The sequence below is a fragment of the Nakamurella leprariae genome, assembly GCF_016918035.1.
Lineage (GTDB): Bacteria > Actinomycetota > Actinomycetes > Mycobacteriales > Nakamurellaceae > Nakamurella > Nakamurella leprariae.
This window is the reverse complement of record NZ_JAERWK010000011.1, coordinates 19063-43963: the sequence shown is the minus strand read 5'-3', so window position 1 is coordinate 43963 and position 24901 is coordinate 19063. Positions and strand designations below refer to the sequence as shown.

Genomic DNA, 24901 nt, shown 5'->3' with positions numbered 1-24901 from the left:
TGCCGCCGCGCGCGCCTGGCCGCCGCCACGAGTTATCGCGTCACCGCCGGCTCAGCGACCGGTCCACTCCGCCCGGCCCCTGCCGGTGAACGCCGCCACCCCGGCGGCGAAGTCGGCGGAGCCGTAGACCCGGTCGATGACGTCGGTCGCGTCGACGGCCGCGGGGGCCGTCGCTGCACCCGTGGCCGCGGCGTGCACGCGGCGCAGGATCTCCTTGGCCGCCCACAGGGTGAGCGGGGCGTGCTCCAGCAGCGTGCCCACGAGTTCGTCGGTCACCGCAGTCAGGTCGGTCCCGGCGGGGGCGACCCGGGCGACGAAGCCGCAGGCATGGGCCTCCTCGGCGTCCAGCAGTCGCGCGGTCATCACCATGTCGACGGTCCGGGCGTGCCCGAAGTGCCGCAGGGTGAGGGCGTAGCTGGCCGCGGACAGGGTGTTGCCCAGGGTGCGGGCGATCGGGTAGCCGAACCGGGCGGACGGGTGCGCGACGCGCAGGTCGGCCGCCGCGGCGATGGCCAGTCCACCGCCCACGCAGGCACCGTCGATCGCCGCGACCACCGGCACCCGCACGGCCAGCAGCCGGCCGATGGTGGCGTCGATCTCGCGCTCGTAGGCGACGCCGCGCGGCCCGTCGAAGCCGGCGAACTGGGCGATGTCGGTGCCCGCCACGAAGGCCCGGCCACCGGCGCCGCGCAGCACCATGACCCGGATCGCGTCGTCGGCGTCCGCCTGGTCGCACGCCCGCACCAGGCCCTGGTACATGCCGAACGTCATGGCGTTGCGCGCCTCCGGCCGGTCGAACGTCACCCGCAGCACCGGACCGTCGACCTCGACCAGCAGGTCGTCAGACATCACCGCCTCCGGTCACCGGGTCGATCCCCAGCTCGGTCAGCACCGCCTCCGTCGAGCCACCCAGCAGCGGCCCGGCCCCGCCCCGCCGCACCGGGGTGCGGGAGAACCGCATCGGCGACCCGACCTGCCGCACCGGCCCCAGCGTGGGATGCGGCGCGTCCCAGAAGAAGTCGCGCTCGACCAGCACCGGGTCGGTGAAGACCTGGTCGTAGGTCTGGATCGGCGCGCACGGCACCCCGGCCGCCTGCAGCGTGGCGAGCACCTGCTCGGTGGACCGCGTGCCGGTGACCGCCTCGATCTCGGCGATGAGCTCGTCCCGGTGCGCCATCCGCGCCGAGTTGTCCGCGAACCGCGGGTCCTGCACCAGCGCGTCCAGACCCAGTGCGGCGCAACAGCTCCGCCACAGGCCCGGGGTGCTCGCGCCGAGAGTGACGTACCCGTCGGCGGTGACGACCGCCTGGTAGGGCGCCTGGGCCTGATGGGTGGAGCCCAGCGGCCCCGGCACGGTTCCGTCGCCGAACCACCGCCCGGCCTCCCAGACTCCCAGCGAGACCCCGGCCTCGTGGAGCGAGACGTCCAGGTACTGCCCGAGTCCCGTCCGGTCCCGCTCGCGCAGGGCGGCGGTGACGCCGAGCGCCACGTACATGGCGCACATCAGGTCGCAGATCGGCACCCCGACCTTGGCGGGCGGCTGGCCGGGGTGCCCGGTCACGCTCATCAGCCCGGACCGGGCCTGGGCCATGATGTCCAGACCCGGCTGGTCGGCCAGCGGACCGTCCTGGCCCCAGCCCGACGCCGAGGCGTAGACCAGTCGCGGGTGGTCGGCGGCCAGGTCCTCGTACCCGAGTCCGAGCCGGCGCATCGCCCCGGGCCGCAGGTTCTCCACCAGCACGTCGGCCCGGGCGATCAGCGCCCGCACCGCAGCCAGGCCCGGCGCCGACTTCAGGTCGAGCTCGACCGACTCCTTGCCCCGGTGCAGCCGGACGAACGCCGAGCTCTCACCGTCGACGAACGGCGCGCTGGCCCGGACGAAGTCGCCGGTCCCCGGCGTCTCGACCTTGATCACCCGGGCGCCCAGATCGGCCAGCTGGGTGGCCGCCCAGGGCGCGGCCACGAACGAGCCGATCTCGATGACGGTGATGTCGGACAGCGGCGGTGCGGTGGGACTCGCGACGGTCATGACCCTCCCTGGATCGTCGAGCGGCGTCCGAACAGCATCTCCCAGCGCGTCACCCCACGATGACGACGTCCAGCCGCCGGGGTCCGTGCACGCCCTCCACCCGGTCCAGCTCGATGTCACTGGTGGCACTGGGCCCGCTGATCAGCGTGATGGGGCGGACCGGGTCCAGCGCGGCGATGGCCTGCGGCACGGTGTCCACGACCTGGTCGGCGCGGAGCACGCAGACGTGGTGGTCGGGCACCAGGGTCAATGCCCGCCGCCCCTGGCCGGGGCCGGCGTCCAGCACCACGGTGCCGGTCGCGGCGATGCCGAGCCGGCCGAACGTGACCACCGCCGTGATGCCGTCGAGTTCGGTGACCGACAACGGCCGCGCGGCGGTGTCGCGGTGGACGTCCAGGGTCCCGATCACGCTGTCCGGCAGGTCGTCCGGGACCACCACCGACTCCCCCGCGCACAGCCCGGCCACCAGCGCGGGCAGGTCGGCGTCGGTGTCGACCCGGTGCACGGTGGCCCGGTACTCGGCCACCGCCTCGGCGAACCGGTCGACATCGGCCCGTGCGACCAGGTTCTCGCGGTGGTAGGTGCGCTCGACCGGCCCGGGCGCGGACCGGGCCGAGCCGCCGATGGCCCGCCGCACGTCGGCCAGGATGCGGTCGCGGCTGCTCATGATCCACTCCCCGTGCGCCGCAGTCGGTCCCGCCACTGCTGCCGGAACGTCCGGGCCGGCAGTGGCGGCAGGTCCCGGTGCCGGGTCCAGATGGAGGCCGGCCAGGGCAGCCGCCGGAATCCGGTGCGCCGCCAGGACAGCAGCCGGCCGAGCGCGATGAGCCGTCCCCAGCGTCGGCCGTCGGTCATCGCCCAGGCCGCTGCAGCCATGGCCACGTCCTGGCCGCCGGGCAGCGGCCGGTGCCCGGCCTCGACCGCGTCGGCCCGCAGCTCGACCAGGATGCTCGGGATGTCGATGCGCACCGGGCAGGCGTCGAAGCAGGCCCCGCACAGCGTCGAGGCGTACGGCAGTGAGGCGTTGGGGTCGTCCGGACCGGTGATGCCGGTGAGCTGCGGCGAGAGGATGGCGCCGATCGGCCCCGGGTACACCGAGCCGTAGGCGTGGCCGCCCACCCGCTCGTACACAGGGCACACGTTCAGGCAGGCGCTGCACCGGATGCAGTGCAGCGCCGCGCGTCCCACCTCGTCGGCCAGCACCCGGGTGCGGCCGTTGTCCAGCAGCACCAGGTGGAACTCCTGCGGCCCGTCGCCGGGCGTCACCCCCGTCCACAGCGAGGTGTACGGGTTCATCCGCTCGGCGGTCGAGCTGCGCGGCAGCAGCTGCAGGAACACCTCCAGATCGGTGAAGGACGGCAGCACCTTCTCGATGCCCATCACGGTGATGAGCGTCCGGGGCAGGGTCAGGCACATGCGCCCGTTGCCCTCGGACTCCACCACGGCCAGCGTGCCGGTGTCGGCCGCCGCGAAGTTGGCCCCGCTGACCGCGACCCGAGCGGTCAGGAACCGCTCGCGCAGGTAGGACCGGGCGGCCATGGCCAGTTCGCGCGGCTCGTCACCCAGGTCGGCCGGGGCGCCCGGCATGGCGGTGCGGAAGATGTCGCGGATCTCGGTCCGGTTGCGGTGGATGGCCGGCACCAGGATGTGGCTGGGCCGGTCGTTCCCCAGCTGCACGATGAGCTCGGCCAGGTCGGTCTCGATCGCCCGGATGCCCTCGGTCTCCAGGTGCTCGTTGAGACCGATCTCCTGGGTGGCCATCGACTTGACCTTGACCACCTCGTCGGCCCCGGTGGCCCGGATCAGGTCGGTGATGATGCGGTTGGCCTCGACCCCGTCCCGCGCCCAGTGCACGACGCCGCCGCGGGCGGTGACGGTCGCCTCCAGCTGCTCGAGCAGCTCCGGCAGCCGGGCCATGGCGTCGGTCTTGATGGCGCTGCCGGCCAGTCGCAGCTCCTCCCAGTCGTCCAGCTCGGCCACTGCGCGCAGCCGCTTGGTCCGGATGGTGCCGGTGGCGTGGGCCAGGTTCCGGCGCAGCTGGGCGTCGGTCAGCCGGTCGGCCGCGGCGGCCGGGAACTTCTGCTCGCCGCGGAGGAAGCCGGTGGCGGTGGGCATGCCCAGGTCGACGGTCCGGGTCATCGGGCGGGTCATCGGGCAGCTCCCGGGAGGGACGGGCGGCGCCGGGCCGGTCGGCGGGGCTCCGGGACCGGGCACGGATGCTCCCGGGTCGAGGCCAGGATCTGGGCCAGGTGCAGGGTGCCGATGCCGGTCCGCAGCCGAGACAGGCCGCCGCCGATGTGCATCAGGCAGGACGAGTCGCCGGCACTGCACACCTGCGCCCCGGTGGAGGTCACCGCGGCGACCTTGTCGGTCAGCATCGCCGAGGAGGTGGCCTCGTTCTTCAGCGCGAAGGTGCCGCCGAATCCGCAGCAGGAGTCGGCCCCGGGCAGCTCGATCAGGTCGATGTCCTGCACCGCCCGCAGCAGCCGGACCGGCTTGTCGCCCACCCGGAGCATCCGCAGCGAGTGGCACGTCGGGTAGTAGGTGACCGGGTGGCCGAACCAGGCCCCGACGTCGGTCACCCCGAGCACGTCGACGAGGAGTTCGGACAGCTCGTAGGTGCGGCCCGCCACCGCCGTGGCCCGCTCGGCCAGGGCGTCGTCGTCGTACCGGGCGGCCACCATCGCGTGCTGGTGGCGCACCGAGCCGACGCAGGACCCGGACGGCGCGACCACCGCATCGCAGGAGTCCAAGGCCGCCTCGAAGGTCTCGACGTGGTGCCGGACCACCGGCAGTCCCCGCGCCCAGTACCCGGTGTTGAGGTGCATCTGCCCGCAACAGGTCTGGTCGGCCGGGACCACCGCCTGGTGCCCCAGCCGCTCCAGCAGCGTGACCGTGGCCCGCGCGACGGCCGGGTACAGGGCGTCGGCCAGGCAGGTGGTGAACACCGCGATGCGCATCGTCGTCTCCGGATCGGCCGGGAGCCCGGCCCTCTGACGTTCCAGCTGTGTGGTCCGACCACAGTAGCCGGTACCGTCCGGCTGTGCGAGATCCGTCCACGCGAGATCCGTCCACGCGAGATCCGTCCACGCGAGATCCGTCCGTGCGCGCCAGTGACGTCGTGCTGCGCCACCTCGAGGCGCAGCTGGAGGACGGCACCCTGGTGGTCGGCATGCGGCTGCCCGGCGAACGCACCCTGGCCGAGCAGCTCGGCGTCTCCCGGGGCTCGGTGCGCGAGGCGCTGCAGGTGCTGGAGGCCATGGGGGTGCTCCGCCGCGCCGTCGGCTCCGGACAGGACGCCGGCGCCGTGCTGGTGGCCGAGCCGTCCGCCCCGCTGGACAGCGCCCTGCGGCTGCACGTGGCCACGCGCGCGTTCGACGTCCAGCAGGTGGTGGAGACCCGGATGCTGCTCGAGTCGTGGGCGGTGGGCCGGGCCGCCACGACCGGTGGGTCACTGGACGCGGCCCGGGCGCTGCTCGCCGACATGGACGACCCGGATCTCGACGTGCGCGACTTCCTGCGGCTGGACGCCCGGTTCCACGTCGAGCTGGCCGCCCTGTCCGGCAACGCGCTGGTCGCGCTGATCATGACGTCGATCCGCGGGTCGATCGAGGCCTACGTGCAGCGGTCGGTGCCCCGGGTGACCGACTGGCCGGACCTGCTGGCCAAGCTGCGCCGCGAGCACCACGCCGTGCTGGACGCGGTCGCCGCGGGCGACGTCGCCGGCGCCTCGGCCACGGTGGTCCGGCACATCGCCGAGTTCTACGAACGCTCCGGCCTGCAGCAGCCGGAGTCCCGCGGGGGCGGCTGAGGTCGCCCGAGTTCGATATGAACACATCAGTGACCGTGACCACACCCGCGCCGCAGGCTGCGTGCAGCGACGCGATCGGGTGCCACGGTCGAGCACCACCGGCCCGGACCGGCGTCGCGATGCCCCTCCCCCCGGGGCATCAGCCCTCGCCCACCGACGCCGGGAGCGCACCGATGACGACGCTGTCCGATCCCCCCTCCAGCACGCCCGGCGCCGACCCGGGTACCGACGGCCCCGCCGTGCCCACCCGGCGCCGCCGCATCGGCCCGCACGTCCTCTACCTCGCGGTCATCGTGGCCGTGGTCGCCGGCACCGCGGTCGGCCTCGTCCTCGGCCCGGACGCCCAGGGCCTGGCCGACCTGGGCAAGGCGTTCGTCAACCTGATCAAGATGATGATCGGCCCGATCATCTTCTGCACGATCGTGCTGGGCATCGGCTCGGTCCGGAAGGCCTCGCAGGTCGGCAAGGTCGGCGGCATCGCCCTGGCCTACTTCCTGATCATGTCCACGGCCGCGCTGGCCATCGGGCTGCTCGTCGGCAACCTGATCCACCCCGGCGGTGGGCTGGCCGGCGCCGCCGCGTCCGCCACGTACGAGGTGCCCGAGACCGCCGGCACCGGCAATTTCTTCCTCGACATCATCCCGACCACCCTGGTCTCCTCGCTGACCGCGGGATCGGTGCTGCAGGCGCTGTTCGTCGCCCTGCTGGTCGGCTTCGCCCTGCAGGCCATGGGCCGCAAGGGCGAGCCCGTCCTCACCGGCATCGGGCACCTGCAGAAGCTGGTGTTCAAGATCCTGGCCGGCATCATGTGGCTGGCCCCGATCGGCGCCTTCGGCGCCATCGCCGGCGTGGTCGGTGGCGCCGGCTGGTCGGCCATCGGCGCGCTCGGCGTCCTCATGGTGGCCTTCTACCTGACCTGCGCGCTGTTCGTGGTGGTGCTGCTCGGCGCCGTGCTGAAGGTGACCACCGGCTACGGCATCTTCCGGCTGCTCGGGTACCTCAAGCAGGAGTTCCTGCTCATCGTGGCCACCTCGTCGTCCGAGACGGCGCTGCCCCGGCTCATCGCCAAGATGGAGCACCTGGGCGTGTCCAAGCCCGTCGTCGGGGTGGTCGTCCCGACCGGGTACTCGTTCAACCTGGACGGCACGGCCATCTACCTGACCATGGCCTCGCTGTTCATCGGCAACGCCCTGGGCAGCCCGCTGTCGCTGCCCGAGCAGCTGTCCCTGCTGGTCTTCATGATCGTGGCCTCCAAGGGCGCCGCCGGGGTCACCGGCGCCGGCCTGGCCACTCTCGGCGGCGGGCTCGCCTCGCACCGCCCCGATCTGGTCGACGGCGTGGGGCTGATCGTGGCCATCGACCGCTTCATGTCCGAGGCCCGAGCCGTCACCAACTTCGCCGGCAACGCGGTGGCCACCTTGGTCGTCGGGTCCCTGGTCAAGGAGGTCGACCGGCCGACGGCAACAGCCACGCTGCGCGGCCGCAACCCGTTCGACGACCGCACCATGCTCGACGAGCACTGATCCCCCGGCGTCGCCGACCCTCTCGTCCCCGGTCTCGCCGAGACCGGGGGCGAGAGGTCGGGGGCCGGGCCGGCCCGAATCCAACGAGGTGTGACCCAGTGAACAGAGCGAATCGCCCCGTCACGGAGTGCGTTCGCGGGAGGCGCACCCTCGGCCCCCGTCGGGCCGCGTCGCCGTCCCAGCCACTCCATCGGGTGGCTCCGGCGCCGGGGGCCGGTGCAGCGGGTGATCGGTCAGGCCGCTGCGTCCCCCGGACAGCGGCAGCCGGTGGCAACGGGTCATTACCGTCCTTGCTTGGCAGCTGCACACATCCGCCAGGAACAAGGAGGCGGGATGCCGCAGCGGAACAGGACGGCAGTCTCATCGCGGGGCACTCGGCTCGAGTCGAGGCCCGGGGGAGGACGAAGGGCCGTCCGGGCCCACGGTCCGCTCCGGACCGTCCTGGCCCTGATGATCGGGATGACCACCGTGCTCACCGGCCTGTCCGTGGACGCCGGGTCGGCGGCCGCCGAGCCGGCCACCGCGACCGACCGCGCCTGGACGTGGGTCCGCTCGATGCTCGACTCCCCCACCCCGGTGGCGTCCGCATCGACGATCACTCCCGACCGGGACTACCCGGTCGACTGGACCGGCCCGGTCACCGGCCGGATCGTGGTCCGCGGCCTCACTCAGCCCGCGGTCACGCCGGGCACGGTGGCGCTGGACCCGGCCTCGGCCTCGGCCGCCGCCGATCCGGACCACCGCGGCGTGGTCAGCGGATCGGTGGCGCTGCCGGCCCAGGCCGGCCGCTGGATCATCCAGGTCTACCGGGCCGACGGTGGCGTCCGGACCCAGGCCCCGCGCCAGGCGCTGGTCGGTCCGGACGGCCGGTTCACCGTCGACCTGGCCGGGCTCACCCCCGGCCCCGGGCGGTGGGAGTTCGGCGTCCTCGACGCGGCCGCCGCCTACGCCCCGACCGGCGAGCCGTGGCCGGCGGGCGACCGGGTGGCCGGTTGGGAGGTGCGGGCGTTCGCCACCACCGACACCACCTACCCGGTCGGCACCGGCTCGGTGCAGCCGGACGGCACCTTCACCGTCCCGGCCACGGCGATCGGGATGAAGAGCTTCCAACTGGTGGACGTCAGCACCGGCACGCCCGTGGTGCTGGCCGAGCACGCGCCCGACACCGGCCTGGTCCGGTCGTACGCCGGCCCCGGCCAGTCCCCGCTCACCCACACCTACGACCAGGCCCTCGCGCTGCACGCCGCGCTGCTCGTCGGGGACGAGGTCACCGCGGCCCGGCTGACCCGCGGTCTGGCTGCGTTGCAGGTGCAGAGCGGCGCCCAGGCGGGCGCCTTCGTCTCGGCCGCGCCCCAGTGGAACCCGGCCGGCGGCCAGCAGCACGTGCGCACCGGCAACACCGCCGTGGCCGTCGCCGCGCTGCTGGCGTACGTGCGGGACGCGGACGCGACCGACCCGGTGCGCGTCACCGCGGTGACCGCGGCCGAGGCCGGACTCAGCTGGCTCGCCGCCCACCGGATCACGGCCGGCACCGCCGCCGGACTCATCGCCGGCGGCGCCGGCGACGTGGTGGGCGGGACCTTCTCGCCGGACGTGCCGCTGGGCTGGGTGTCCACCGAGCACAACCTGGACGCCTGGCAGGCGTTCCGGGCCGCCGCCGCGGTGCTGGACTGCACCGACTGCGCCGCTACCGCCGACGGCCTGGCCGCCGGGCTGCGCACCCAGCTGTGGCACGTCACCGAGCACCGGTTCCGGCAGGGCCTGACCGCTGACGGCACCCCCGACGACGTCGACGCACTCGACGTCAACGCCTGGGGGGCCCTGTTCCTGCAGGGCACCAGCGCGACGAGCGGATCGGCCGGTCCCACCGCCGCCGCGGCCCTCGCGGCCACCGCGCCGTTCGCCGTGACCGACGGGGCGGCCAGCGGCTACCTGCCGTTCCGTGCCCAGCCGAGCATGCCGTCGCCGGTCGCCGCGGTGTGGGTCGAGGGCACCTGCTCGGTCGCGCTGGCCCAGTCCAGGACCGGGGACGCCGCCGCCGCGTCGAGCACCCTGGCCGGGGTGGCCGGGCTGCAGCGGGCCGACGGATCCTTCCCGGCGGCGACGGCCGAGGACCCGTTCACCGGGTACTCCCCCGCCTCGTCCGTGGCGGCCACCAGCTGGTTCCTGCTGGCCTCGGCGGCCGGCGACCCCCGCTCGATCTGGGCCTGAGTCAGTCCAGCGCGACCGGGGTGATGCCGAACGGCGCCAGCCCTGCGGCACCGCCGTCCGGTGCGGTCAGCACGCAGATGCCCTCGGCCGTGACGGCCACGCTGTGCTCGACGTGCACGGCCCGCGACCCGTCCTTGGTCACCACGGTCCAGCCGTCGTCCAGTTCGCGGGTGGTCGACTTGCCCAGGGTCAGCATCGGCTCGATGGCCAGGGCCATGCCGGCGACGATGCGCGGTCCCTTGCCGCGCTTGCCCTGGTTGGGCACGAACGGCTCCATGTGCATCTCCGAGCCGATGCCGTGTCCGCCGTAGCCGACCACGGAGCCGTACCGGCGGCCGTCGTTCCCCGCCGACCGCCGCACCGACGCGTCCACCGCCGCGGAGATGTCGCCGATCCGGCCGCCGTCGGTGATGGCGGCGATGCCCGCCCACATGGCGGCCTCCGCCGCGGCGATGAGGTCGACCTCGGCCGCGCCCTGCTCGTCCTGCGGCGGCTCGCCCACGTGCATGGTGAAGGCGGAGTCGGCGTGCCAGCCGTCGACGATGCAGCCGCCGTCCACGGACAGCAGGTCACCGGCGCCCAGCACCCGCTCCGGGCGCGGGATGCCGTGCACGACCTCGTCGTTGACCGATGCGCAGACGGTGGCCGGGAAGCCGTGGTAGCCGAGGAAGTTGCTGGTCGCGCCGGCCTCGCGGATCACCGCTGCCACGGCGGCGTCGACGTCGGCGGTGCTCGCCCCGGGCACCGCGGCCGCCCGGCCGGCGACCAGGGCACGGGCCAGCAGACGCCCGGCGGCGCGCATGCTGCGCAACTCGTCGGGCGTCTTGAGCTGGATGTCGGTGACGCTGGCCATCAGATGCGTCCGTCGCGTCAGGCCGCGCGCCCGTGACCGTTGAGGAAGTCCCGCAGTGCCTTGAGCGCCCGCTCCCGGACCTCATCCACGGTGCCGACCCCGTTCACCGCGACGACCCGGTCGTGGTAGAAGTCGAGCAGCGGGGTGGTCTCACTGTGGTACAGCGCCAACCGGGTGGAGATGGCCTCGGGGGTGTCGTCCGCGCGACCACGGGCGGTGAGCCGCTCCAGCAGCACCTTGTTCGGCGCGTTCAGCAGCAGCACGGCGTCCACCGCGTGGTCGGAGCTGTGGAGGTACTCGTCCAGCCACTCCGCCTGCGGCAGCGTCCGCGGGAAGCCGTCGAGCAGGAAGCCGTCCAGCGCGTCCGGATCGCCGAGGCGCTCCGCCACCATCTGCTTGGTCACCGAGTCCGGCACCAGCTGGCCCGAGTCCAGGTAGCGCTTGACCTCGAGCCCGAGCTCGGTCCCGCGCGCGGCGTGGTCCCGGAACAGGTCGCCGGTGGACACGTGCGGGATGGACAGGGCCTCCGCGAGCCCGGCCGCCTGGGTGCCCTTGCCGACACCCTGGGGGCCGATGATGAGGATGCGTGTCACCGCAGGAACCCTTCGTAGTTGCGCTGCATCAACTGGGTCTCGATCTGCTTCACGGTGTCCAGGCCGACGCCGACCATGATGAGCACCGCGGTCCCGCCGAACGGGAAGTTCTGGTTCTGACCTTCGCCGGTCAGCTCCAGGAAGAGGTTCGGCAGGATGGCGACAATACCCAGGTAGATGCTGCCCGGCAGGGTGATCCGGTTCAGGACGAACTGCAGGTACTCGGCCGTCGGACGCCCCGGACGGATGCCCGGGATGAACCCGCCGTACTTCTTCAGTTCGTCCGCACGTTCCGTCGGATTGAAGGTGATGCTCACGTAGAAGTACGTGAAGAAGATGATCAGGGCAAAGTACAGCACGATGTGCACCCAGCTGCCCTGGTTGATCACGTACAGGTTCAGGAACTGCACCCAGCCGCTGACCTCGGTGGTGCCGTCGGCGTTCACGGTGGTCGGGCTGATGAGCTGGACCAGCAGAGTGGGCAGGTAGAGCAGCGACGTCGCGAAGATGACCGGGATGACGCCGGCCTGGTTCACCTTGAGTGGCAGGTAGGTCGAGGTGCCGCCGTACATGCGGCGGCCGATCATCCGCTTGGCGTACTGCACCGGCAGCCGGCGCTGCCCCTGCTCGACGAACACGACCGCGCAGATGATGCCCAGCGCGATGACGCAGATGACGGCGAAGACGACGCCGCCCTGCTGGGTCAGGATGTTGCGCCCCTCGGCCGGGATGCGGGCGGCGATCGAGGTGAAGATCAGGATCGACATGCCGTTGCCGATGCCGCGCTCGGTGATGAGCTCACCCATCCACATGATGGCGGCGGTGCCGGCCGTCATGGTCAGCACCAGCGTGATGAGCGCGAAGGCGCTGCGGTCCGGGACGATCTGGTCGGTCACCGAGCAGCCGGCGAACATCTGGCCGTTGATGGCCAGCGCCACGAACGCCGTCGACTGCAGCACGCCCAGGCCGATCGTCAGGTAGCGGGTGTACTGCGTCAGCTTGGTCTGCCCGGCCTGGCCGAGTTTCTTGAGCTGCTCGAACCGCGGGATCACCACGGTGAGCAGCTGCACGATGATCGACGCGGTGATGAACGGCATGATGCCGAGCGCGAAGACCGACAGCTGCAGCAGCGCGCCACCGGAGAACAGGTTCAGCACGGTGAACAGGTCGTTGGTGCCGGCCTCGTCGATGCACTGCTGCACCGCGGAGTACGAGACGCCAGGCGACGGGATGGTCGCGCCCAGCCGGTAGACGGCGATCAGACCCAGCGTGAAGAGGATCTTCTTGCGCAGATCGGGCGTCTTCAGCGCCGAGACGAATGCGGAGAGCAATGATCCTCCTGGTGACGCCGTCCCGCGGGTGGCGGCGACGGTTCCGGAGCCGGCGGCTCCGGGGAGCCGGAGACCGGATCAGTTCCGGGAGCGGGGCGGCGGACCGAGGACCGGACCTGACCCCGCGAGCGTGGACGTCGGACTGACCGGGCACGCCGGTGGACGACCCCCCGACCTGCCCCACGGGTCCGCCGCCGGCGGCGACGGCCGCAGCCGGACGGACCCGGAGACGGCCGACGCCCCGGCGCCGATCCCTGCGTGCAGGGTACCGACCGCCGGGGCGTCGGAAGTGCCGACCCGGACCCGCGTCAGGGTCCGGGCGGCGCCGTGTCCGTGCCTCAGACGGTGCTGGCGCTGCCGCCGGCGGCGGCCAGCTTGTCCTTGGCCGAGCCGGAGAAGGCGTGCGCGGTGACGTGCAGCGCCACCTCGGGCGCCTCGCCCTCGCCCAGCACCTTGACCAGGTGGCCCTTGCGGACCGCACCGGCCGACACCAGCTCGTCGACGCCGACCGTGCCGCCCTGCGGGAACAGGGTGACCAGCTGACCGACGTTCACCACCTGGTAGGTGGTGCGGAACCGGTTCTTGAAGCCCTTGAGCTTGGGCAGCCGCATGTGCAGCGGCAGCTGCCCGCCCTCGAAGCCGGCCCTGGTGTTCTTGCGGGCGCCGGTGCCCTTGGTGCCCCGGCCCGCGGTCTTGCCCTTGGAACCCTCACCGCGACCCACGCGGGTCTTCTCGGTCTTGGCCCCGGGGGCCGGGCGCAGGTGGTGGACCTTGATGGTCACTGCGACGCCCCTCCTTCCTGGAGCTCCTCGACCGACACCACGTGGGTGGCGGTCTGGATGTAGCCGCGGTTCACCGCGTTGTCCGGGACCACCACGGAGTGGTTGATCCGCTTGAGACCCAGCGAGCGCACCGACTCACGCGCGGGGCGCTTGATGCCGATGATCGACTTGACCTGGGTCACCTTGAGCTGAGCCACGTCAGACCCCCTGACCGGCGCGCGCCCGCAGCATGGCGGCCGGCGCGACGTCCTCGATGGGCAGCCCGCGACGGGCGGCCACCGACTCGGGACGCTGCAGGTTCTTCAGCGCCTGGATGGTGGCGTGCACGATGTTGATCGGGTTGTCCGAGCCCAGGGACTTGGACAGCACGTCGTGGATGCCGGCGCACTCGAGCACGGCACGCACCGGACCACCGGCGATGACACCGGTACCCGGGGAGGCCGGACGGAGCAGCACCACACCGGCCGCCGCCTCACCCTGCACCGGGTGCGGGATGGTGGAGGCGATGCGCGGGACCTTGAACATGTACTTCTTGGCCTCTTCGACGCCCTTGGCGATGGCCGCGGGGATCTCCTTGGCCTTGCCGTAGCCGACGCCGACGCTGCCGTCGCCGTCACCGACGACGACCAGAGCGGTGAAGGAGAACCGCCGGCCACCCTTGACGACCTTGGCGACGCGGTTGGTCACCACGATCCGCTCGAGCAGCGGGTTCTTGTCGACGGCGGCGTCGCGCCGCCCACCGTCACGGCGGTCACGGCCACCGCGGCGGTCGTTGCGGTCGCCGCCACCGGCACGGTCGCCGGCACCGCCGAAACCACGTTGCGGTCCGGGCATCAGAGGTCCCTTCCAGTTCGGGTCATGCGGATGATCGAGGCGCGCATCAGAACTCCAGCCCGGCGCTGCGGGCGCCGTCGGCCAGGGCCGCGATCCGGCCGTGGTACTTGTCGCCACCGCGGTCGAACACCGCGGCGGTGACACCGGCGGCCTTGGCGCGCTCGCCGATCAGCTCGCCGACCTTGCGGGCCTTGGCGCTCTTGTCGCCCTCGTCGCCGCGCAGGTCCGCCTCCAGCGTGGAGGCCGAGACCAGGGTGCGGCCGACCGAGTCGTCGACCAGCTGGGCGTTGATGTGCCGGGACGACCGGTTGACGACCAGACGCGGACGCTCGGCGGTGCCGACGATCTTCTTGCGCAGCCGGAAGTGGCGGCGCGCCCGCGACGTGGCGCGGGCCTGGGAGATGTTCGAAGCCATCACTTACCTGTCTTTCCGACCTTGCGGCGCACGACCTCGCCGGAGTAGCGAACACCCTTGCCCTTGTACGGGTCGGGCTTGCGCAGCTTGCGGATGTTCGCGGCCACCTCGCCGACCAGCTGCTTGTCGACGCCCTCGACGCGGAACTTGATCGGCGACTCGACGACGAAGCTGATGCCCTCGGGAGCCGGCACGGGCACCGGGTGGGAGTAGCCCAGGGCGAACTCGAGGTCGCTGCCCTTGGCCGTGACGCGGTAGCCGACGCCGACGATCTCCATCGTCTTGGAGTAGCCGGCGGTCACCCCGATCACCATGTTGTTGACCAGCGACCGGGTCAGGCCGTGGCGGGCACGGGAATCGCGCTCGTCATCGGGCCGGGTGACGGTGAGCTCGTCCCCGTCACGGGCCACCGAGATGGGCTCGACGACGGTGTGGGACAGGGTGCCCTTGGGGCCCTTGACCGTCACCTGCGATCCGTTGATGGTCACGTCGACCCCGGCAGGCACCGGGATCGGCAGTTTTCCGATTCGCGACATGTCGTTCAGCCCTTACCAGACGTAGGCGAGGACTTCCCCGCCCACCTTCTTCTTGGCGGCCTGCCGGTCCGTGAGGAGGCCGGTCGAGGTCGAGATGATGGCGATGCCCAGCCCGCCGAGCACCTTGGGCAGCTCGGTGGAGCGGGCGTAGACCCGCAGGCCCGGCTTGGACACGCGCCGCAGGCCGGCGATCGACCGCTCGCGGTTCGGGCCGTACTTGAGGGTGATCACCAGGTTCTTGCCCACCGTGGCGTCCGCGGTGGTCCAGGAGGCGATGTACCCCTGGGCGACCAGGATGTCGGCGATGTTGCCCTTGAGCTTGGAGAAGGGCATGACGACCTCGTCGTGGTACGCCGAGTTGGCGTTGCGGATCCGGGTGAGGAAGTCCGCGATCGGGTCGGTCATGGTCATGGTCGGTCGTGCCTCTCTCGTCCGGTTCCCCCGCGGAGGGGCGGGGGCCTGGGCGAAGTTCGGGCGCACGGATCACGCGCGCCGGGAATGAGCAGGTCGGACGGGGTGGGGCGGGACGGTCGGGCCGACCGCCCCCGTCGACGTCGGGTCAGATCACCAGGAGGACTTGGTGACGCCGGGCAGCTCGCCCGCGTGCGCCATCTCGCGCACGCAGATCCGGCACAGCCCGAACTTGCGGTACACCGAGTGCGGACGTCCGCACCGGTTGCACCGGGTGTAGCCGCGCACCGCGAACTTCGGCTTGCGCTTGGCCTTGTTGATCAGAGCGGTCTTCGCCATGGTCAGTTCTCCTTGAACGGGAAACCGAGCTGGCGGAGCAGCGCGCGTCCCTGGTCGTCGGTGGTGGCGGTGGTCACCACGGTGATGTCCATGCCGCGCGGCCGGTCGATCCGGTCGATGTCGATCTCGTGGAACATCGACTGCTCGTTCAGGCCGAACGTGTAGTTGCCGTTGCCGTCGAACTGCTTCGGCGACAGGCCGCGGAAGTCACGAATACGCGGCAGCGCGATGGTCAGCAGCCGGTCCAGGAACTCCCACATGCGGTCACCGCGGAGGGTGACCTTGGCGCCGATCGGCATGCCCTCGCGCAGCTTGAACTGGGCGATGGACTTGGTGGCCTTGCGGACCAGCGGCTTCTGGCCGGTGATGGTGGCCAGGTCGCGGACCGCGCCCTCGATCAGCTTGGCGTCACGCGCGGCCTCGCCGACACCCATGTTGACGACGACCTTGACCACGCCGGGGACCAGCATGGTGTTCGGGAACTCGAACTCCTGCTGCAGCGCCGGCTTGATCTCCTGCGCGTAGCGGGTCTTGAGCCGGGGCACGACCGTGGTGGGGGTGTCTTCGGTGGTCGTCATGTCAGAGGTCCTTCCCGGAACGCCGCGACACACGCACGCTGCGACCCTCGGAGTCGATGCGCTTGCCGACGCGGGTCGGCTGGTTGTCGCCGTCCACGACCATCACGTTGGAGACGTGGATGGACGCCTCCTGGGTGACGATGCCGCCGGACTGGGCGCCACGCTGGGTGGTGGACACCTTGGTGTGCTTCTTGATCCGGTTCACGCCCTCGACCAGGACGCGCTCGCTCTCCGGGTAGGCGTGGATGACCTTGCCCTTGGCGCCCTTGTCCTTACCGGCGATGACCAGGACGGTGTCGCCCTTCTTAACCTTCATGGCCTTGCGATCGCTGTTCGCCATGGTCACAACACCTCCGGGGCCAGCGAGATGATCTTCATGTAGCGCTTGTCGCGGAGCTCGCGGCCGACGGGCCCGAAGATGCGGGTGCCACGCGGGTCGCCGTCGTTGCGGAGCAAGACCGCGGCGTTCTCGTCGAACTTGATGTAGCTGCCGTCCTGACGACGACGCTCCTTGGTGGTGCGGACGATGACGGCCTTGACCACATCGCCCTTCTTCACGCCGGCGCCGGGGATGGCGTCCTTGACAGTGGCGACGATGATGTCGCCGATCCCCGCGTACCGGCGGGCGGAGCCACCGAGCACCCGGATGCACAGGATCTCCTTGGCGCCGGTGTTGTCGGCGACTCGGAGCCGGGACTCTTGCTGAATCACAGCAGTCCAACCTTCTGCTCAACTGTGTCTGGTTCCGCCGCTCCCCCGCCACGCACCGCCGGCCGGCGGACCGGCGGGCCGTGCACACGCGAAAGGACAAGAGGAAGTTCGGACACGGGGCCCGACTTTTCGCTCTTGTCCGTGACCCGGGATCCGGGTCGGGCGCCGCCGTCGCGACGCGAACGCCCGAACGGCTGGGAGAACTGCGGAGCCCTGGCGGGATTTCCGACCCCACCAGGCCAATCAGGTGTCGAGAGGACGCCCGGGTGCTCGCGCACACCAGGTCTCCTGACACCAGCCATCGACTGTACCTGATCAGCGACGACGGGGCAATCCGCGCTCCACCGAGCACGGCGCCCGGGGACGCCGCAGGCCCCCGTTCACCGGAGTGGGGAACGAGGGCCTGCGCCGTTCACAGCAGATCGAGCCGTCGGGCTCGGGTCACTGGGCCTTCTCGAGGACCTCGACCAGTCGCCACCGCTTGGTGGCCGACAGCGGCCGGGTCTCGGCCAGCAGCACGCGGTCGCCGATGCCGGCCACGCCGGCCTCGTCGTGCGCCTTCACCTTGGTGGTGCGCCGGATGACCTTGGAGTAACGCGGGTGCTTCACCCGGTCCTCCAGCTCGACGACGATGGTCTTCTCCATCTTGTCGGAGACGACCAGGCCCTCGCGGAGCTTGCGCTCACCCCGCTCGGGGGCCGGCGCTCCGGTCGCAGTCGTGTTCTCGGACTCGCTCATGCCGGGACCTCCGTGCCGCTGGTGCCGTCCGGACCGACCGACAGGCCGAGCTCGCGCTCGCGCATGACGGTGTAGATCCGGGCGATGTCGTGCTTGATGGTGCGCAGCCGCCGGTTGTTGTCCATCTGCCCGGTGGCCATCTGGAAGCGCAGGTTGAACAGCTCGGCCTTGGCCTCGCGGAGCCGGAGGACCAGCTCATCGGCGCCCAGCTCGCGCAGCTCGTTCGCAGTTCCACTCGCCATCACGACTCACCGCCTTCCCGGGTGACGATCCGACACTTCATGGGCAGCTTGTGGATCGCGCGGCGGAGCGCCTCGCGGGCCACGGCCTCGGTCGGGTAGCTCATCTCGAAGAGCACCCGGCCGGGCTTGATGTTGGCCACCCACCACTCCGGCGAACCCTTGCCGGAACCCATGCGGGTCTCGGCCGGCTTCTTGGTGAGCGGGCGGTCGGGATAGATGTTGATCCAGACCTTGCCGCCACGACGGATGTGCCGGTTGATGGCGATACGGGCCGACTCGATCTGCCGGTTGGTCACGTACGCCGGCTCCAGCGCCTGGATGCCGTAGTCACCGAAGGTCACCTGGGTGCCACCGGAGGCCATGCCGGTCCGGGTGGGCCGGTGCTGCTTGCGGTGCTTGACTCTGCGGGGGATGAGCATGGCTCAGCTCTCCGGGTTCGAAGGTGCGTTCGACGCCTGCTCGGCACCCGCGGAGGCCGCGGCGCGACCGGCGTCGGTGGACGTCGGGGTGGTGCCCGAGGATCCGGAGCGACGCGGCGGACGACGGTCGCCACGATCATCGCGACCGCCACGGCTGTCCCGGCCCCCGCCGGAACGCTGCGCGGCAGCGGCCTCGGCGGCCTTCTGCTCGGCCAGCGAGCCCGACTTGTCGCCCTTGTAGATCCAGACCTTGACACCGATGCGACCGAAGGTGGTCTTGGCCTCGAAGAAGCCGTAGTCGATGTCGGCGCGCAGCGTGTGCAGCGGCACCCGGCCCTCGCGGTAGAACTCCGACCGGCTCATCTCGGCGCCGCCCAGGCGACCGGAGCACTGCACCCGGATGCCCTTGACCTGCGGCGAGCGCAGCGCGGACTGCATCGACTTGCGCATCGCGCGACGGAAGCTGACCCGGTTGGACAGCTGCTCGGCGACACCCTGCGCGACCAGCTGGGCATCCGACTCGGGGTTGCGGACCTCGAGGATGTTCAGCTGGACCTGCTTGCCGGTCAGCTTCTCCAGCGCGCCACGGATGCGATCGGCCTCGGCGCCACGGCGACCGATGACGATGCCCGGACGGGCGGTGTGGATGTCGACGCGGACCCGGTCACGGGTGCGCTCGATCTCCACCTTGGAGATGCCGGCCCGCTCCATGCCCTTGGACATGAGCTTGCGGATCTGGACGTCCTCGTTCACGTAGTCCGAGTACGACTTGTCCGCGTACCAGCGGGAGCTCCAGTCGGTGGTGATCCCCAGGCGGAACCCGTGCGGGTTGATCTTCTGACCCATCAGCGGGTCCCTCCCTTCGCACCCGTGGTGGCCGGGGCCACGACCAGGGTGATGTGGCTGGTGCGCTTGCGGATGCGGAAGGCCCGGCCCTGTGCCCGGGGCTGGAACCGCTTGAGGGTCGGGCCCTCGTCGACGAACGCGGTCTGCACCACGAGCGTCTGCGGATCCAGTCCGTGGTTGTTCTCGGCGTTGGCGACGGCGGAGGCCAGCAGCTTGGCCACCGGCTCGCTCGCGGCCTGCGGCGAGAACTTCAGGATGGCGGCGGCGTCCGCGACCGAACGACCCCGGATGAGGTCGACGACGCGACGGGCCTTCATCGGGGTGGTCCGCACGTGCTTGGCCTGCGCACGGGCCGTCTGGAGCTCGTCGGCTCCGGCCGCCTGCTTGGCGTTCATCAGCGTGTGTTCCTTCCCCTGCTCAGCCCCGCCGCGAGCGGCGGTCTTCCTTGATGTGACCCTTGAAGGTCCGGGTGGGCGCGAACTCGCCCAGCTTGTGCCCGACCATCGACTCGGTGACGAACACCGGCACGTGCTTGCGACCGTCGTGCACCGCGATGGTGTGGCCGAGCATGTCGGGGATGATCGTCGAGCGCCGCGACCAGGTCTTGATGACGGCCTTGGAGTTCTTGTCGTTCGCCGCGTCCACCTTCTTGAGCAGGTGGTCGTCGATGAACGGACCCTTCTTCAGAGAACGAGGCATGTCTTCTTACCCTTACCGCTTCTTCCCGGACTTGCGACGACGACGGACGATCAGCTGATCGCTGGCCTTGTTCGGCCGGCGGGTGCGGCCCTCGGGCTTGCCCGCCGGGTTCACCGGGTGACGGCCACCGGAGGTCTTGCCCTCGCCACCACCGTGCGGGTGGTCGACCGGGTTCATGGCCACACCACGGACGGTCGGGCGCTTGCCCTTCCAGCGCATGCGGCCGGCCTTGCCCCAGTTGATGTTGGCCTGCTCGGCGTTGCCGACCTCACCGATCGTGGCGCGGCAGCGCACGTCCACGTTGCGGATCTCGCCGGACGGCATGCGCAGCTGCGCGTACGGGCCGTCCTTGGCCACCAGCTGGACCTTGGCACCGGCCGAGCGGGCGATCTTGGCGCCGCCGCCGGGCCGCAGCTCGATGGCGTGCACCACGGTGCCGACCGGGATGTTGCGCAGCGGCAGGTTGTTGCCCGGCTTGATGTCGGCGCCCGGACCGGTCTCGATCGGGTCGCCCTGGTTCAGCCGGTTCGGCGCGATGATGTAGCGCTTCTCCCCGTCCGCGAAGTGCAGCAGCGCGATGCGCGCGGTGCGGTTCGGGTCGTACTCGATGTGCGCGACCTTGGCCGGCACGCCGTCCTTGTCGGCCCGCTTGAAGTCGATCACCCGGAAGGCGCGTTTGTGCCCGCCGCCCTGGTGCCGAGCGGTGACCCGACCGTGGACGTTGCGGCCGCCCTTGTTGTGCAGCGGCAGGACCAGCGACTTCTCCGGGAAGTCACGGGTGACCTCGGAGAAGTCGGCGACCGAGGCGCCACGACGACCCGGGGTCGTCGGCTTGTACTTGCGAATACCCATTCTGGTTCAGTCCCTCGTCCTGGCTCAGGCGCCCGAGAAGATCTCGATCGCCTTGCTGTCCGCGGACAGCGTGACGATCGCGCGCTTGGTCGACTTGCGCTGGCCGTAGCCGGTGCGGGTGCGCTTGCGCTTGCCCTGCCGGTTCAGCGTGTTCACCGACACCACCGTGACCCCGTCGAAGATCTGCTCGATGGCGATCTTGACCTGGGTCTTGTTGGCGTCCGGGTGCACCTCGAAGGTGTAGCTGCCGGACTCGAGCAGGCCGTAGCTCTTCTCCGAGACGACCGGCCGCAGGATGATGTCGCGCGGGTCGGCGATCATTCGCTGGCCTCCTTGTCGAGCTGGACGGTGGTGCTGGCGGTGGCACCGGTGGTCCGGGCCAGGAACTCCTGCAGCGCACCCTCGGTGAACACCACGTCGTCGCTGGTCAGCACGTCGTAGGTGTTCAGCTGGTCGGCCCGCAGGATGTGCACGGTCGGCTCGTTGCGCAGGCTCAGGAACCCGATCTCGTCCTCGGTGGTCAGCACGACCAGGACGTTGCGGGCCGAGGTGACGGCCGACAGCGCCTTGAGGGCGGCCTTGGTGCTGGGCTTGTCGCCGTCGACGACGGTGGACAGCACGTGCACGGCGCCGGAGCGGGCCCGGTCGGACAGCGCGCCCCGCAGCGCGGCGGCCTTCATCTTCTTGGGGGTCCGCTGCACGTAGTCGTGCGGCACCGGCCCGTGGACGGTGCCACCACCGGCGAACTGCGGCGCCCGGGTCGAGCCCTGACGGGCGCGGCCGGTCCCCTTCTGCCGGTACGGCTTCTTGCCGCCGCCGGAGACCTCACCCCGGGTCTTGGTCTTGTGGGTGCCCTGCCGGGCGGCCGCCAGCTGGGCCACGACGACCTGGTGCATCAGCGGCACGTTGGCCTGGACGTCGAAGATCTCCGCCGGCAGCTCGACGCTGCCCGCGGTCTCGCCGGCCGGCGAGTGAACGGTGACGGTGGTCATGGTCAGGCGTCCTTCCCGGACTGGACGTGCTTGACGGCGGACTTGATGAACACGACGCCGCCCTTCGGGCCGGGGACGGCGCCCTTGATGAGCACCAGACCCTTGTCGGCGTCCACCGCGTGGACGGTCAGGTTCTGCGTGGTGACCTTCGCGGCGCCCATCCGGCCGGCCATGCGCAGGCCCTTGAAGACACGGCCCGGGGTGGAGCAGCCACCGATCGAACCGGGCGAGCGGTGCTTGCGCTGCACGCCGTGGGCGGCGCCCAGACCAGCGAAGCCGTGCCGCTTCATGACACCGGCGGTGCCCTTGCCCTTGCTGGTGCCGGTCACGTCGACGATCACACCGGCGTCGAAGACCTGCTCCGCGGTCAGCTCCTGGCCGACCTCGAAACCGCTGACGTCCTCGGTGCGCAGCTCGGCAACGTACCGGCGCGGGGTGACGCCGGCCTTCGCGAAGTGCCCGGCCTCCGGCTTGGTCACCTTGCGCGGGTCGATCTGGCCGAAGGCGAGCTGGACGGCGTTGTAGCCGTCCGTCTCGACAGTGCGCACGGCGGTGACCACGACCGGTCCTGCGGCGACGACGGTCACCGGCACGACCCGGTTGGCTTCGTCGAACACCTGGGTCATCCCGAGCTTGTGCCCCAGGATCCCCTTGATCGCATTCGCCATGATTGAACTACCCATCTCCTCGATGCTGATGCGGCCGGCTGTCCCTGCGGATCGGTCCGGCAACGGCCTTGGTGCCGGTCGTCCGCCGACCTGCCGGGACCCCGCCCACGCGGCTGCGGCCGGACCCTGTCGAGCCCGGCGCGGCCCGCTGGCGGGCGGGTGTGCCCTACTGGATGTTGACGTCGACCGAGGCCGGCAGATCGATGCGCATGAGGGCGTCGACCGTCTTGGGCGTCGGATCGAGGATGTCGATCAGTCGCTTGTGCGTCCGCATCTCGAAGTGCTCGCGCGAGTCCTTGTACTTGTGCGGCGAGCGGATGACGCAGTACACGTTCTTCTCCGTGGGCAGCGGCACCGGGCCGACCACACGGGCCCCGGTCCGGGTCACCGTCTCCACGATCTTGCGCGCGGATGCGTCGATCGCCTCGTGGTCGTAGGCCTTGAGCCTGATGCGGATCTTCTGTCCCGCCACGCTTGCCGTCCTTCTCTGCCTCGTGCTGCTGGTCACTGACCGGGGCCCCGACGGGTCCCGTGGCGTCCGCCGGAGGCGGGCGCCGAACTGCCGAACGCGAGTGCGGCCGGTCACCGAGCTCCCGCAGCAGCAGGACGACACCGTGATCCGCCGGTGCCCGGGAGGCCGGGCGCGCGCATCCGCTGTTCATCTGTGCATGAGGAGCTCCGGTCCACGCGGTCGGGCGTGTCGCCACGGACCGCATGCGTCCGCCCCGGCTTCCGCCGGAGCACACGACCGGACACGCTCGCAGGGAGCGCATTCGTCTCGTTCATCGTCGCTCGTTCCCGGCCCGCTCCACCCACCCCACTCCGATCCGGAGGACCGACGGAGGCACAGCGAAGCCCAGACCCGCAACGGGCAACCCGAGAAGTATGCCTGATGCGACGCGGCGGTTTCAACCCGGCGCCGGGATCCGCGGTCGCGGCTGGATGTGGCGGGCGCCATGATCACGATCAGTTAGGTGAGGTTACCCTTCGTGCGGGGGGAAGGGGAACCGTGGACGAGACGCTCGAACACCGGGGCGGGACGGCGGCGCGGCCGGCGGGACGGGACCGGAGGCGGGCCCGGGGTGGGCGCCCGGCGCCCGGCCGACGGCGGGGCCGGCTGGCCGCCTACCTGGCCGTGGCCGGCCCCGGTCTGGCCGTGATGCTGGCCGACACCGACGCCGGCAGCCTGATCACCGCGGCGCAGAGCGGGGCGCAGTGGGGCTACACCCTGCTGTCGGCGCAGCTGATCCTGATCCCCATCGTCTTCGTGGTGCAGGAGCTGACCGTCCGGCTCGGCCTGGTCACCGGGAAGGGACACGGCGAGCTCATCCGCGACGTCTTCGGCCGCGGCTGGGCCTGGCTGTCGGTGTCCACGCTGGTGGTGGCCTGCGCCGGCGCGATCGTCTCGGAGATGAGCGGCATCGCCGGTGTCGGCCTGATGTGGGGCATCCCGGCCCCGGTCAGCACCGGCGCGGTGGTGCTCTTCCTCGTCCTCATGGTGGTGACCGGGAGCTACCGCCGAGTGGAGCGGGTGGCCATCGGCATCGGCCTGTTCGAGCTGGTCTTCCTGGTGACCATGGTGATGGCCGACCCGGACCCCGCCCAGATCACCGACGGCCTGGCCTCGTTCCCGATCGGCGACAACCGATACCAGTTCCTGGTCGCGGCGAACATCGGTGCGGTCGTGATGCCGTGGATGATCTTCTACCAGCAGTCCGCGGTGGTCGAAAAAGGGCTCGGGGTCGACCATCTGCGCATGTCCCGCCTGGACACCGGCATCGGCGCAGTGGTGACCCAGCTGGTCATGGTGGCCATGCTGGTGACCACCGCGGCGACCCTCTGGGCCGACGGCGAGCAGTCGGTCGATCTGGACACTGTCGAGCAGATCTCCGACGCCATCACCCCGCACCTGGGCGACACGGCCGGTCGGGTGCTGTTCTCCCTCGGCATGGTCGGCGCCGCCCTCGTCGCCGCGATCGTGGCCAGTCTGACCGCAGCTTGGGGCCTGGGTGAGGTGGCCGGCTACCGGCGGACCCTCGAGGCCCGGCCCAGGGAGGCGCCGTGGTTCTCCGTGGTGTTCGGCGCGGTGCTGGCGGTCGGCGCGGTCATCGTGCTGTCCGGCGTCAACCTCATCGACCTCAACCTGTTCGTGCAGGTGATGAACGCCCTGCTGCTGCCGGTGGTGCTGGGCTTCCTGTACCTGCTGGCCCGCCGGGCGTTGCCGGAGCCGTACAGCCTGCGCGGCTGGTACGGCGCGCTCATCGGCGTCATCATCGCCGCCACCGTGCTGTTCGGGGTGTACTCGGCCGTCGGCGGCATCGTCGGCGGTGGCAGTTGATCACGCCTGACGCCGCACCTCGCGCCGGATGGACTGTCCCCCGTCCGGCCCGCCGACCGCCCCACCGCCCCGCACGTCCGCAGATCCGCAGATCCGCAGATCCGCAGTGATCCGGCCGCCGATCCGCCGGCGGCACCACCCGAGAGGAAG

General features: G+C 71.4%; 33 protein-coding genes. 4 read left to right on the top strand and 29 right to left on the bottom strand.

Going from position 1 to position 24901, the window contains the following annotated elements:
* Positions 1 to 51 precede the first annotated feature (51 nt).
* From JL106_RS09690 to JL106_RS09670, 5 genes are read right to left on the bottom strand one after another with little or no spacing between them, the layout of a single operon-like run.
* Positions 52 to 849, bottom strand: coding sequence for an enoyl-CoA hydratase (locus tag JL106_RS09690; protein WP_205260506.1), 798 nt, complete (start codon positions 847 to 849; stop codon positions 52 to 54).
* Positions 842 to 2029: a CaiB/BaiF CoA transferase family protein gene (locus tag JL106_RS09685; protein ID WP_205260505.1), complete on the bottom strand. Its 1188-nt coding sequence runs from the start codon at positions 2027 to 2029 to the stop codon at positions 842 to 844. The genes JL106_RS09690 and JL106_RS09685 overlap by 8 nt, the downstream gene beginning before the upstream one ends.
* Positions 2030 to 2078: 49 nt before the next feature.
* Positions 2079 to 2696, bottom strand: a complete 618-nt coding sequence (locus tag JL106_RS09680; protein WP_205260504.1) for a LutC/YkgG family protein — start codon at positions 2694 to 2696, stop codon at positions 2079 to 2081.
* Positions 2693 to 4180, bottom strand: a complete 1488-nt coding sequence (locus JL106_RS09675) for a lactate utilization protein B (RefSeq protein ID WP_236007323.1) — start codon at positions 4178 to 4180, stop codon at positions 2693 to 2695. The genes JL106_RS09680 and JL106_RS09675 overlap by 4 nt, the downstream gene beginning before the upstream one ends.
* On the bottom strand, positions 4177 to 4989 hold the full coding sequence (locus tag JL106_RS09670) for a (Fe-S)-binding protein (protein ID WP_205260503.1): 813 nt from the start codon (positions 4987 to 4989) through the stop codon (positions 4177 to 4179). The genes JL106_RS09675 and JL106_RS09670 overlap by 4 nt, the downstream gene beginning before the upstream one ends.
* A gap of 143 nt (positions 4990 to 5132) precedes the next feature.
* On the opposite strand from JL106_RS09670, the gene JL106_RS09665 reads away from it, so the two are divergent.
* The 3 genes from JL106_RS09665 (at position 5133) to JL106_RS09655 (ending at position 9574) form a co-directional block, all read left to right on the top strand.
* Positions 5133 to 5840 carry a FadR/GntR family transcriptional regulator gene (locus tag JL106_RS09665; RefSeq protein ID WP_205260502.1) on the top strand — a complete coding sequence of 236 codons (708 nt, stop codon included), beginning with the start codon at positions 5133 to 5135 and terminating at the stop codon, positions 5838 to 5840.
* Between the two features lie 173 nt (positions 5841 to 6013).
* On the top strand, positions 6014 to 7363 hold the full coding sequence (locus JL106_RS09660) for a cation:dicarboxylate symporter family transporter (RefSeq protein WP_205260501.1): 1350 nt from the start codon (positions 6014 to 6016) through the stop codon (positions 7361 to 7363).
* Positions 7364 to 7822: 459 nt separating this feature from the next.
* A complete protein-coding gene (locus tag JL106_RS09655; protein WP_205260500.1) occupies positions 7823 to 9574 on the top strand; it encodes a hypothetical protein in 1752 nt (583 codons plus the stop codon).
* Between the two features lies 1 nt (position 9575).
* On the opposite strand, the gene map is transcribed toward JL106_RS09655, so the two are convergent.
* From map to rpsJ, 24 genes are all read right to left on the bottom strand, one after another.
* Complete coding sequence (gene map, locus JL106_RS09650) at positions 9576 to 10427, bottom strand: type I methionyl aminopeptidase (protein WP_205260499.1); 852 nt, start codon at positions 10425 to 10427, stop codon at positions 9576 to 9578.
* A gap of 17 nt (positions 10428 to 10444) precedes the next feature.
* A complete protein-coding gene (locus JL106_RS09645) occupies positions 10445 to 11020 on the bottom strand; it encodes an adenylate kinase (RefSeq protein WP_205260498.1) in 576 nt (191 codons plus the stop codon).
* Positions 11017 to 12351, bottom strand: coding sequence for a preprotein translocase subunit SecY (gene secY, locus JL106_RS09640; protein ID WP_205260497.1), 1335 nt, complete (start codon positions 12349 to 12351; stop codon positions 11017 to 11019). Before secY ends, JL106_RS09645 begins: the two co-directional genes overlap by 4 nt.
* Positions 12352 to 12689: 338 nt before the next feature.
* Positions 12690 to 13133, bottom strand: a complete 444-nt coding sequence (gene rplO / locus JL106_RS09635; protein WP_205260496.1) for a 50S ribosomal protein L15 — start codon at positions 13131 to 13133, stop codon at positions 12690 to 12692.
* Complete coding sequence (gene rpmD / locus JL106_RS09630) at positions 13130 to 13330, bottom strand: 50S ribosomal protein L30 (RefSeq protein WP_205260495.1); 201 nt, start codon at positions 13328 to 13330, stop codon at positions 13130 to 13132. The genes rplO and rpmD overlap by 4 nt, the downstream gene beginning before the upstream one ends.
* 1 nt (position 13331) lies before the next feature.
* Positions 13332 to 13967, bottom strand: coding sequence for a 30S ribosomal protein S5 (rpsE, locus tag JL106_RS09625; RefSeq protein WP_236007321.1), 636 nt, complete (start codon positions 13965 to 13967; stop codon positions 13332 to 13334).
* Between the two features lie 46 nt (positions 13968 to 14013).
* Positions 14014 to 14382: a 50S ribosomal protein L18 gene (rplR, locus tag JL106_RS09620; RefSeq protein WP_205260494.1), complete on the bottom strand. Its 369-nt coding sequence runs from the start codon at positions 14380 to 14382 to the stop codon at positions 14014 to 14016.
* Positions 14382 to 14918, bottom strand: a complete 537-nt coding sequence (rplF, locus tag JL106_RS09615; protein WP_205260493.1) for a 50S ribosomal protein L6 — start codon at positions 14916 to 14918, stop codon at positions 14382 to 14384. Before rplF ends, rplR begins: the two co-directional genes overlap by 1 nt.
* 12 nt (positions 14919 to 14930) lie before the next feature.
* Complete coding sequence (rpsH, locus tag JL106_RS09610) at positions 14931 to 15329, bottom strand: 30S ribosomal protein S8 (RefSeq protein ID WP_205260492.1); 399 nt, start codon at positions 15327 to 15329, stop codon at positions 14931 to 14933.
* A 153-nt stretch (positions 15330 to 15482) separates the two neighbouring features.
* Positions 15483 to 15668, bottom strand: a complete 186-nt coding sequence (locus JL106_RS09605) for a type Z 30S ribosomal protein S14 (protein ID WP_205260491.1) — start codon at positions 15666 to 15668, stop codon at positions 15483 to 15485.
* A gap of 2 nt (positions 15669 to 15670) precedes the next feature.
* Positions 15671 to 16246, bottom strand: a complete 576-nt coding sequence (gene rplE, locus JL106_RS09600) for a 50S ribosomal protein L5 (protein WP_205260490.1) — start codon at positions 16244 to 16246, stop codon at positions 15671 to 15673.
* Between the two features lies 1 nt (position 16247).
* Positions 16248 to 16562, bottom strand: a complete 315-nt coding sequence (rplX, locus tag JL106_RS09595; protein WP_205260520.1) for a 50S ribosomal protein L24 — start codon at positions 16560 to 16562, stop codon at positions 16248 to 16250.
* Positions 16563 to 16588: 26 nt separating this feature from the next.
* Entirely contained in the window at positions 16589 to 16957 is a 369-nt protein-coding gene (gene rplN, locus JL106_RS09590; RefSeq protein WP_205260489.1) for a 50S ribosomal protein L14, read from the bottom strand.
* Between the two features lie 441 nt (positions 16958 to 17398).
* Positions 17399 to 17695, bottom strand: coding sequence for a 30S ribosomal protein S17 (gene rpsQ / locus JL106_RS09585; RefSeq protein ID WP_205260488.1), 297 nt, complete (start codon positions 17693 to 17695; stop codon positions 17399 to 17401).
* A complete protein-coding gene (gene rpmC, locus JL106_RS09580) occupies positions 17692 to 17937 on the bottom strand; it encodes a 50S ribosomal protein L29 (protein WP_205260487.1) in 246 nt (81 codons plus the stop codon). Before rpmC ends, rpsQ begins: the two co-directional genes overlap by 4 nt.
* Positions 17937 to 18356, bottom strand: coding sequence for a 50S ribosomal protein L16 (rplP, locus tag JL106_RS09575; RefSeq protein ID WP_205260486.1), 420 nt, complete (start codon positions 18354 to 18356; stop codon positions 17937 to 17939). Before rplP ends, rpmC begins: the two co-directional genes overlap by 1 nt.
* Positions 18357 to 18359: 3 nt before the next feature.
* Positions 18360 to 19202 carry a 30S ribosomal protein S3 gene (gene rpsC, locus JL106_RS09570; RefSeq protein ID WP_205260485.1) on the bottom strand — a complete coding sequence of 281 codons (843 nt, stop codon included), beginning with the start codon at positions 19200 to 19202 and terminating at the stop codon, positions 18360 to 18362.
* The gene (gene rplV / locus JL106_RS09565; RefSeq protein WP_205260484.1) at positions 19202 to 19597 is read right to left on the bottom strand and encodes a 50S ribosomal protein L22; all 396 of its coding nucleotides are present in this window, start codon (positions 19595 to 19597) and stop codon (positions 19202 to 19204) included. Before rplV ends, rpsC begins: the two co-directional genes overlap by 1 nt.
* Before the next feature lie 22 nt (positions 19598 to 19619).
* Positions 19620 to 19901, bottom strand: coding sequence for a 30S ribosomal protein S19 (gene rpsS, locus JL106_RS09560; protein WP_205260483.1), 282 nt, complete (start codon positions 19899 to 19901; stop codon positions 19620 to 19622).
* 12 nt (positions 19902 to 19913) lie between these two features.
* A complete protein-coding gene (gene rplB, locus JL106_RS09555; RefSeq protein WP_205260482.1) occupies positions 19914 to 20753 on the bottom strand; it encodes a 50S ribosomal protein L2 in 840 nt (279 codons plus the stop codon).
* Positions 20754 to 20777: 24 nt separating this feature from the next.
* Positions 20778 to 21074: a 50S ribosomal protein L23 gene (rplW, locus tag JL106_RS09550; protein ID WP_205260481.1), complete on the bottom strand. Its 297-nt coding sequence runs from the start codon at positions 21072 to 21074 to the stop codon at positions 20778 to 20780.
* Positions 21071 to 21745: a 50S ribosomal protein L4 gene (rplD, locus tag JL106_RS09545; protein ID WP_205260480.1), complete on the bottom strand. Its 675-nt coding sequence runs from the start codon at positions 21743 to 21745 to the stop codon at positions 21071 to 21073. The genes rplW and rplD overlap by 4 nt, the downstream gene beginning before the upstream one ends.
* A 2-nt stretch (positions 21746 to 21747) precedes the next feature.
* Complete coding sequence (gene rplC / locus JL106_RS09540) at positions 21748 to 22413, bottom strand: 50S ribosomal protein L3 (protein WP_205260519.1); 666 nt, start codon at positions 22411 to 22413, stop codon at positions 21748 to 21750.
* 166 nt (positions 22414 to 22579) lie between these two features.
* The gene (gene rpsJ / locus JL106_RS09535; RefSeq protein WP_003938093.1) at positions 22580 to 22885 is read right to left on the bottom strand and encodes a 30S ribosomal protein S10; all 306 of its coding nucleotides are present in this window, start codon (positions 22883 to 22885) and stop codon (positions 22580 to 22582) included.
* Positions 22886 to 23422: 537 nt separating this feature from the next.
* On the opposite strand from rpsJ, the gene JL106_RS09530 reads away from it, so the two are divergent.
* Positions 23423 to 24751 carry an NRAMP family divalent metal transporter gene (locus JL106_RS09530; protein ID WP_328841909.1) on the top strand — a complete coding sequence of 443 codons (1329 nt, stop codon included), beginning with the start codon at positions 23423 to 23425 and terminating at the stop codon, positions 24749 to 24751.
* Positions 24752 to 24901: the final 150 nt, after the last annotated feature.

Bases quoted from the DNA above. Each gene is read 5' to 3' on its own strand.
- rpsE (WP_236007321.1), bottom strand. From the start codon at position 13,967: ATGCCCGGACCGCAACGTGGTTTCGGCGGTGCCGGCGACCGTGCCGGT.
- rplX (WP_205260520.1), bottom strand. From the start codon at position 16,562: ATGAAGGTTAAGAAGGGCGACACCGTCCTGGTCATCGCCGGTAAGGAC.
- rpsQ (WP_205260488.1), bottom strand. From the start codon at position 17,695: ATGAGCGAGTCCGAGAACACGACTGCGACCGGAGCGCCGGCCCCCGAG.
- rpsC (WP_205260485.1), bottom strand. From the start codon at position 19,202: ATGGGTCAGAAGATCAACCCGCACGGGTTCCGCCTGGGGATCACCACC.
- rplE (WP_205260490.1), bottom strand. From the start codon at position 16,246: ATGACGACCACCGAAGACACCCCCACCACGGTCGTGCCCCGGCTCAAG.
- rplD (WP_205260480.1), bottom strand. From the start codon at position 21,745: ATGACCACCGTCACCGTTCACTCGCCGGCCGGCGAGACCGCGGGCAGC.
- JL106_RS09655 (WP_205260500.1), top strand. From the start codon at position 7,823: ATGACCACCGTGCTCACCGGCCTGTCCGTGGACGCCGGGTCGGCGGCC.
- JL106_RS09690 (WP_205260506.1), bottom strand. From the start codon at position 849: ATGTCTGACGACCTGCTGGTCGAGGTCGACGGTCCGGTGCTGCGGGTG.
- rplF (WP_205260493.1), bottom strand. From the start codon at position 14,918: ATGTCGCGAATCGGAAAACTGCCGATCCCGGTGCCTGCCGGGGTCGAC.
- rplV (WP_205260484.1), bottom strand. From the start codon at position 19,597: ATGAACGCCAAGCAGGCGGCCGGAGCCGACGAGCTCCAGACGGCCCGT.
- JL106_RS09685 (WP_205260505.1), bottom strand. From the start codon at position 2,029: ATGACCGTCGCGAGTCCCACCGCACCGCCGCTGTCCGACATCACCGTC.
- rpmC (WP_205260487.1), bottom strand. From the start codon at position 17,937: ATGGCGAGTGGAACTGCGAACGAGCTGCGCGAGCTGGGCGCCGATGAG.
- rplC (WP_205260519.1), bottom strand. From the start codon at position 22,413: ATGGCGAATGCGATCAAGGGGATCCTGGGGCACAAGCTCGGGATGACC.
- rplP (WP_205260486.1), bottom strand. From the start codon at position 18,356: ATGCTCATCCCCCGCAGAGTCAAGCACCGCAAGCAGCACCGGCCCACC.
- rpsS (WP_205260483.1), bottom strand. From the start codon at position 19,901: ATGCCTCGTTCTCTGAAGAAGGGTCCGTTCATCGACGACCACCTGCTC.
- rpsH (WP_205260492.1), bottom strand. From the start codon at position 15,329: ATGACCATGACCGACCCGATCGCGGACTTCCTCACCCGGATCCGCAAC.
- rplW (WP_205260481.1), bottom strand. From the start codon at position 21,074: ATGATCGCCGACCCGCGCGACATCATCCTGCGGCCGGTCGTCTCGGAG.
- JL106_RS09605 (WP_205260491.1), bottom strand. From the start codon at position 15,668: ATGGCGAAGACCGCTCTGATCAACAAGGCCAAGCGCAAGCCGAAGTTC.
- map (WP_205260499.1), bottom strand. From the start codon at position 10,427: ATGGCCAGCGTCACCGACATCCAGCTCAAGACGCCCGACGAGTTGCGC.
- rplR (WP_205260494.1), bottom strand. From the start codon at position 14,382: ATGGCTTCGAACATCTCCCAGGCCCGCGCCACGTCGCGGGCGCGCCGC.
- JL106_RS09660 (WP_205260501.1), top strand. From the start codon at position 6,014: ATGACGACGCTGTCCGATCCCCCCTCCAGCACGCCCGGCGCCGACCCG.
- rplB (WP_205260482.1), bottom strand. From the start codon at position 20,753: ATGGGTATTCGCAAGTACAAGCCGACGACCCCGGGTCGTCGTGGCGCC.
- JL106_RS09670 (WP_205260503.1), bottom strand. From the start codon at position 4,989: ATGCGCATCGCGGTGTTCACCACCTGCCTGGCCGACGCCCTGTACCCG.
- JL106_RS09675 (WP_236007323.1), bottom strand. From the start codon at position 4,180: ATGACCCGCCCGATGACCCGGACCGTCGACCTGGGCATGCCCACCGCC.
- JL106_RS09680 (WP_205260504.1), bottom strand. From the start codon at position 2,696: ATGAGCAGCCGCGACCGCATCCTGGCCGACGTGCGGCGGGCCATCGGC.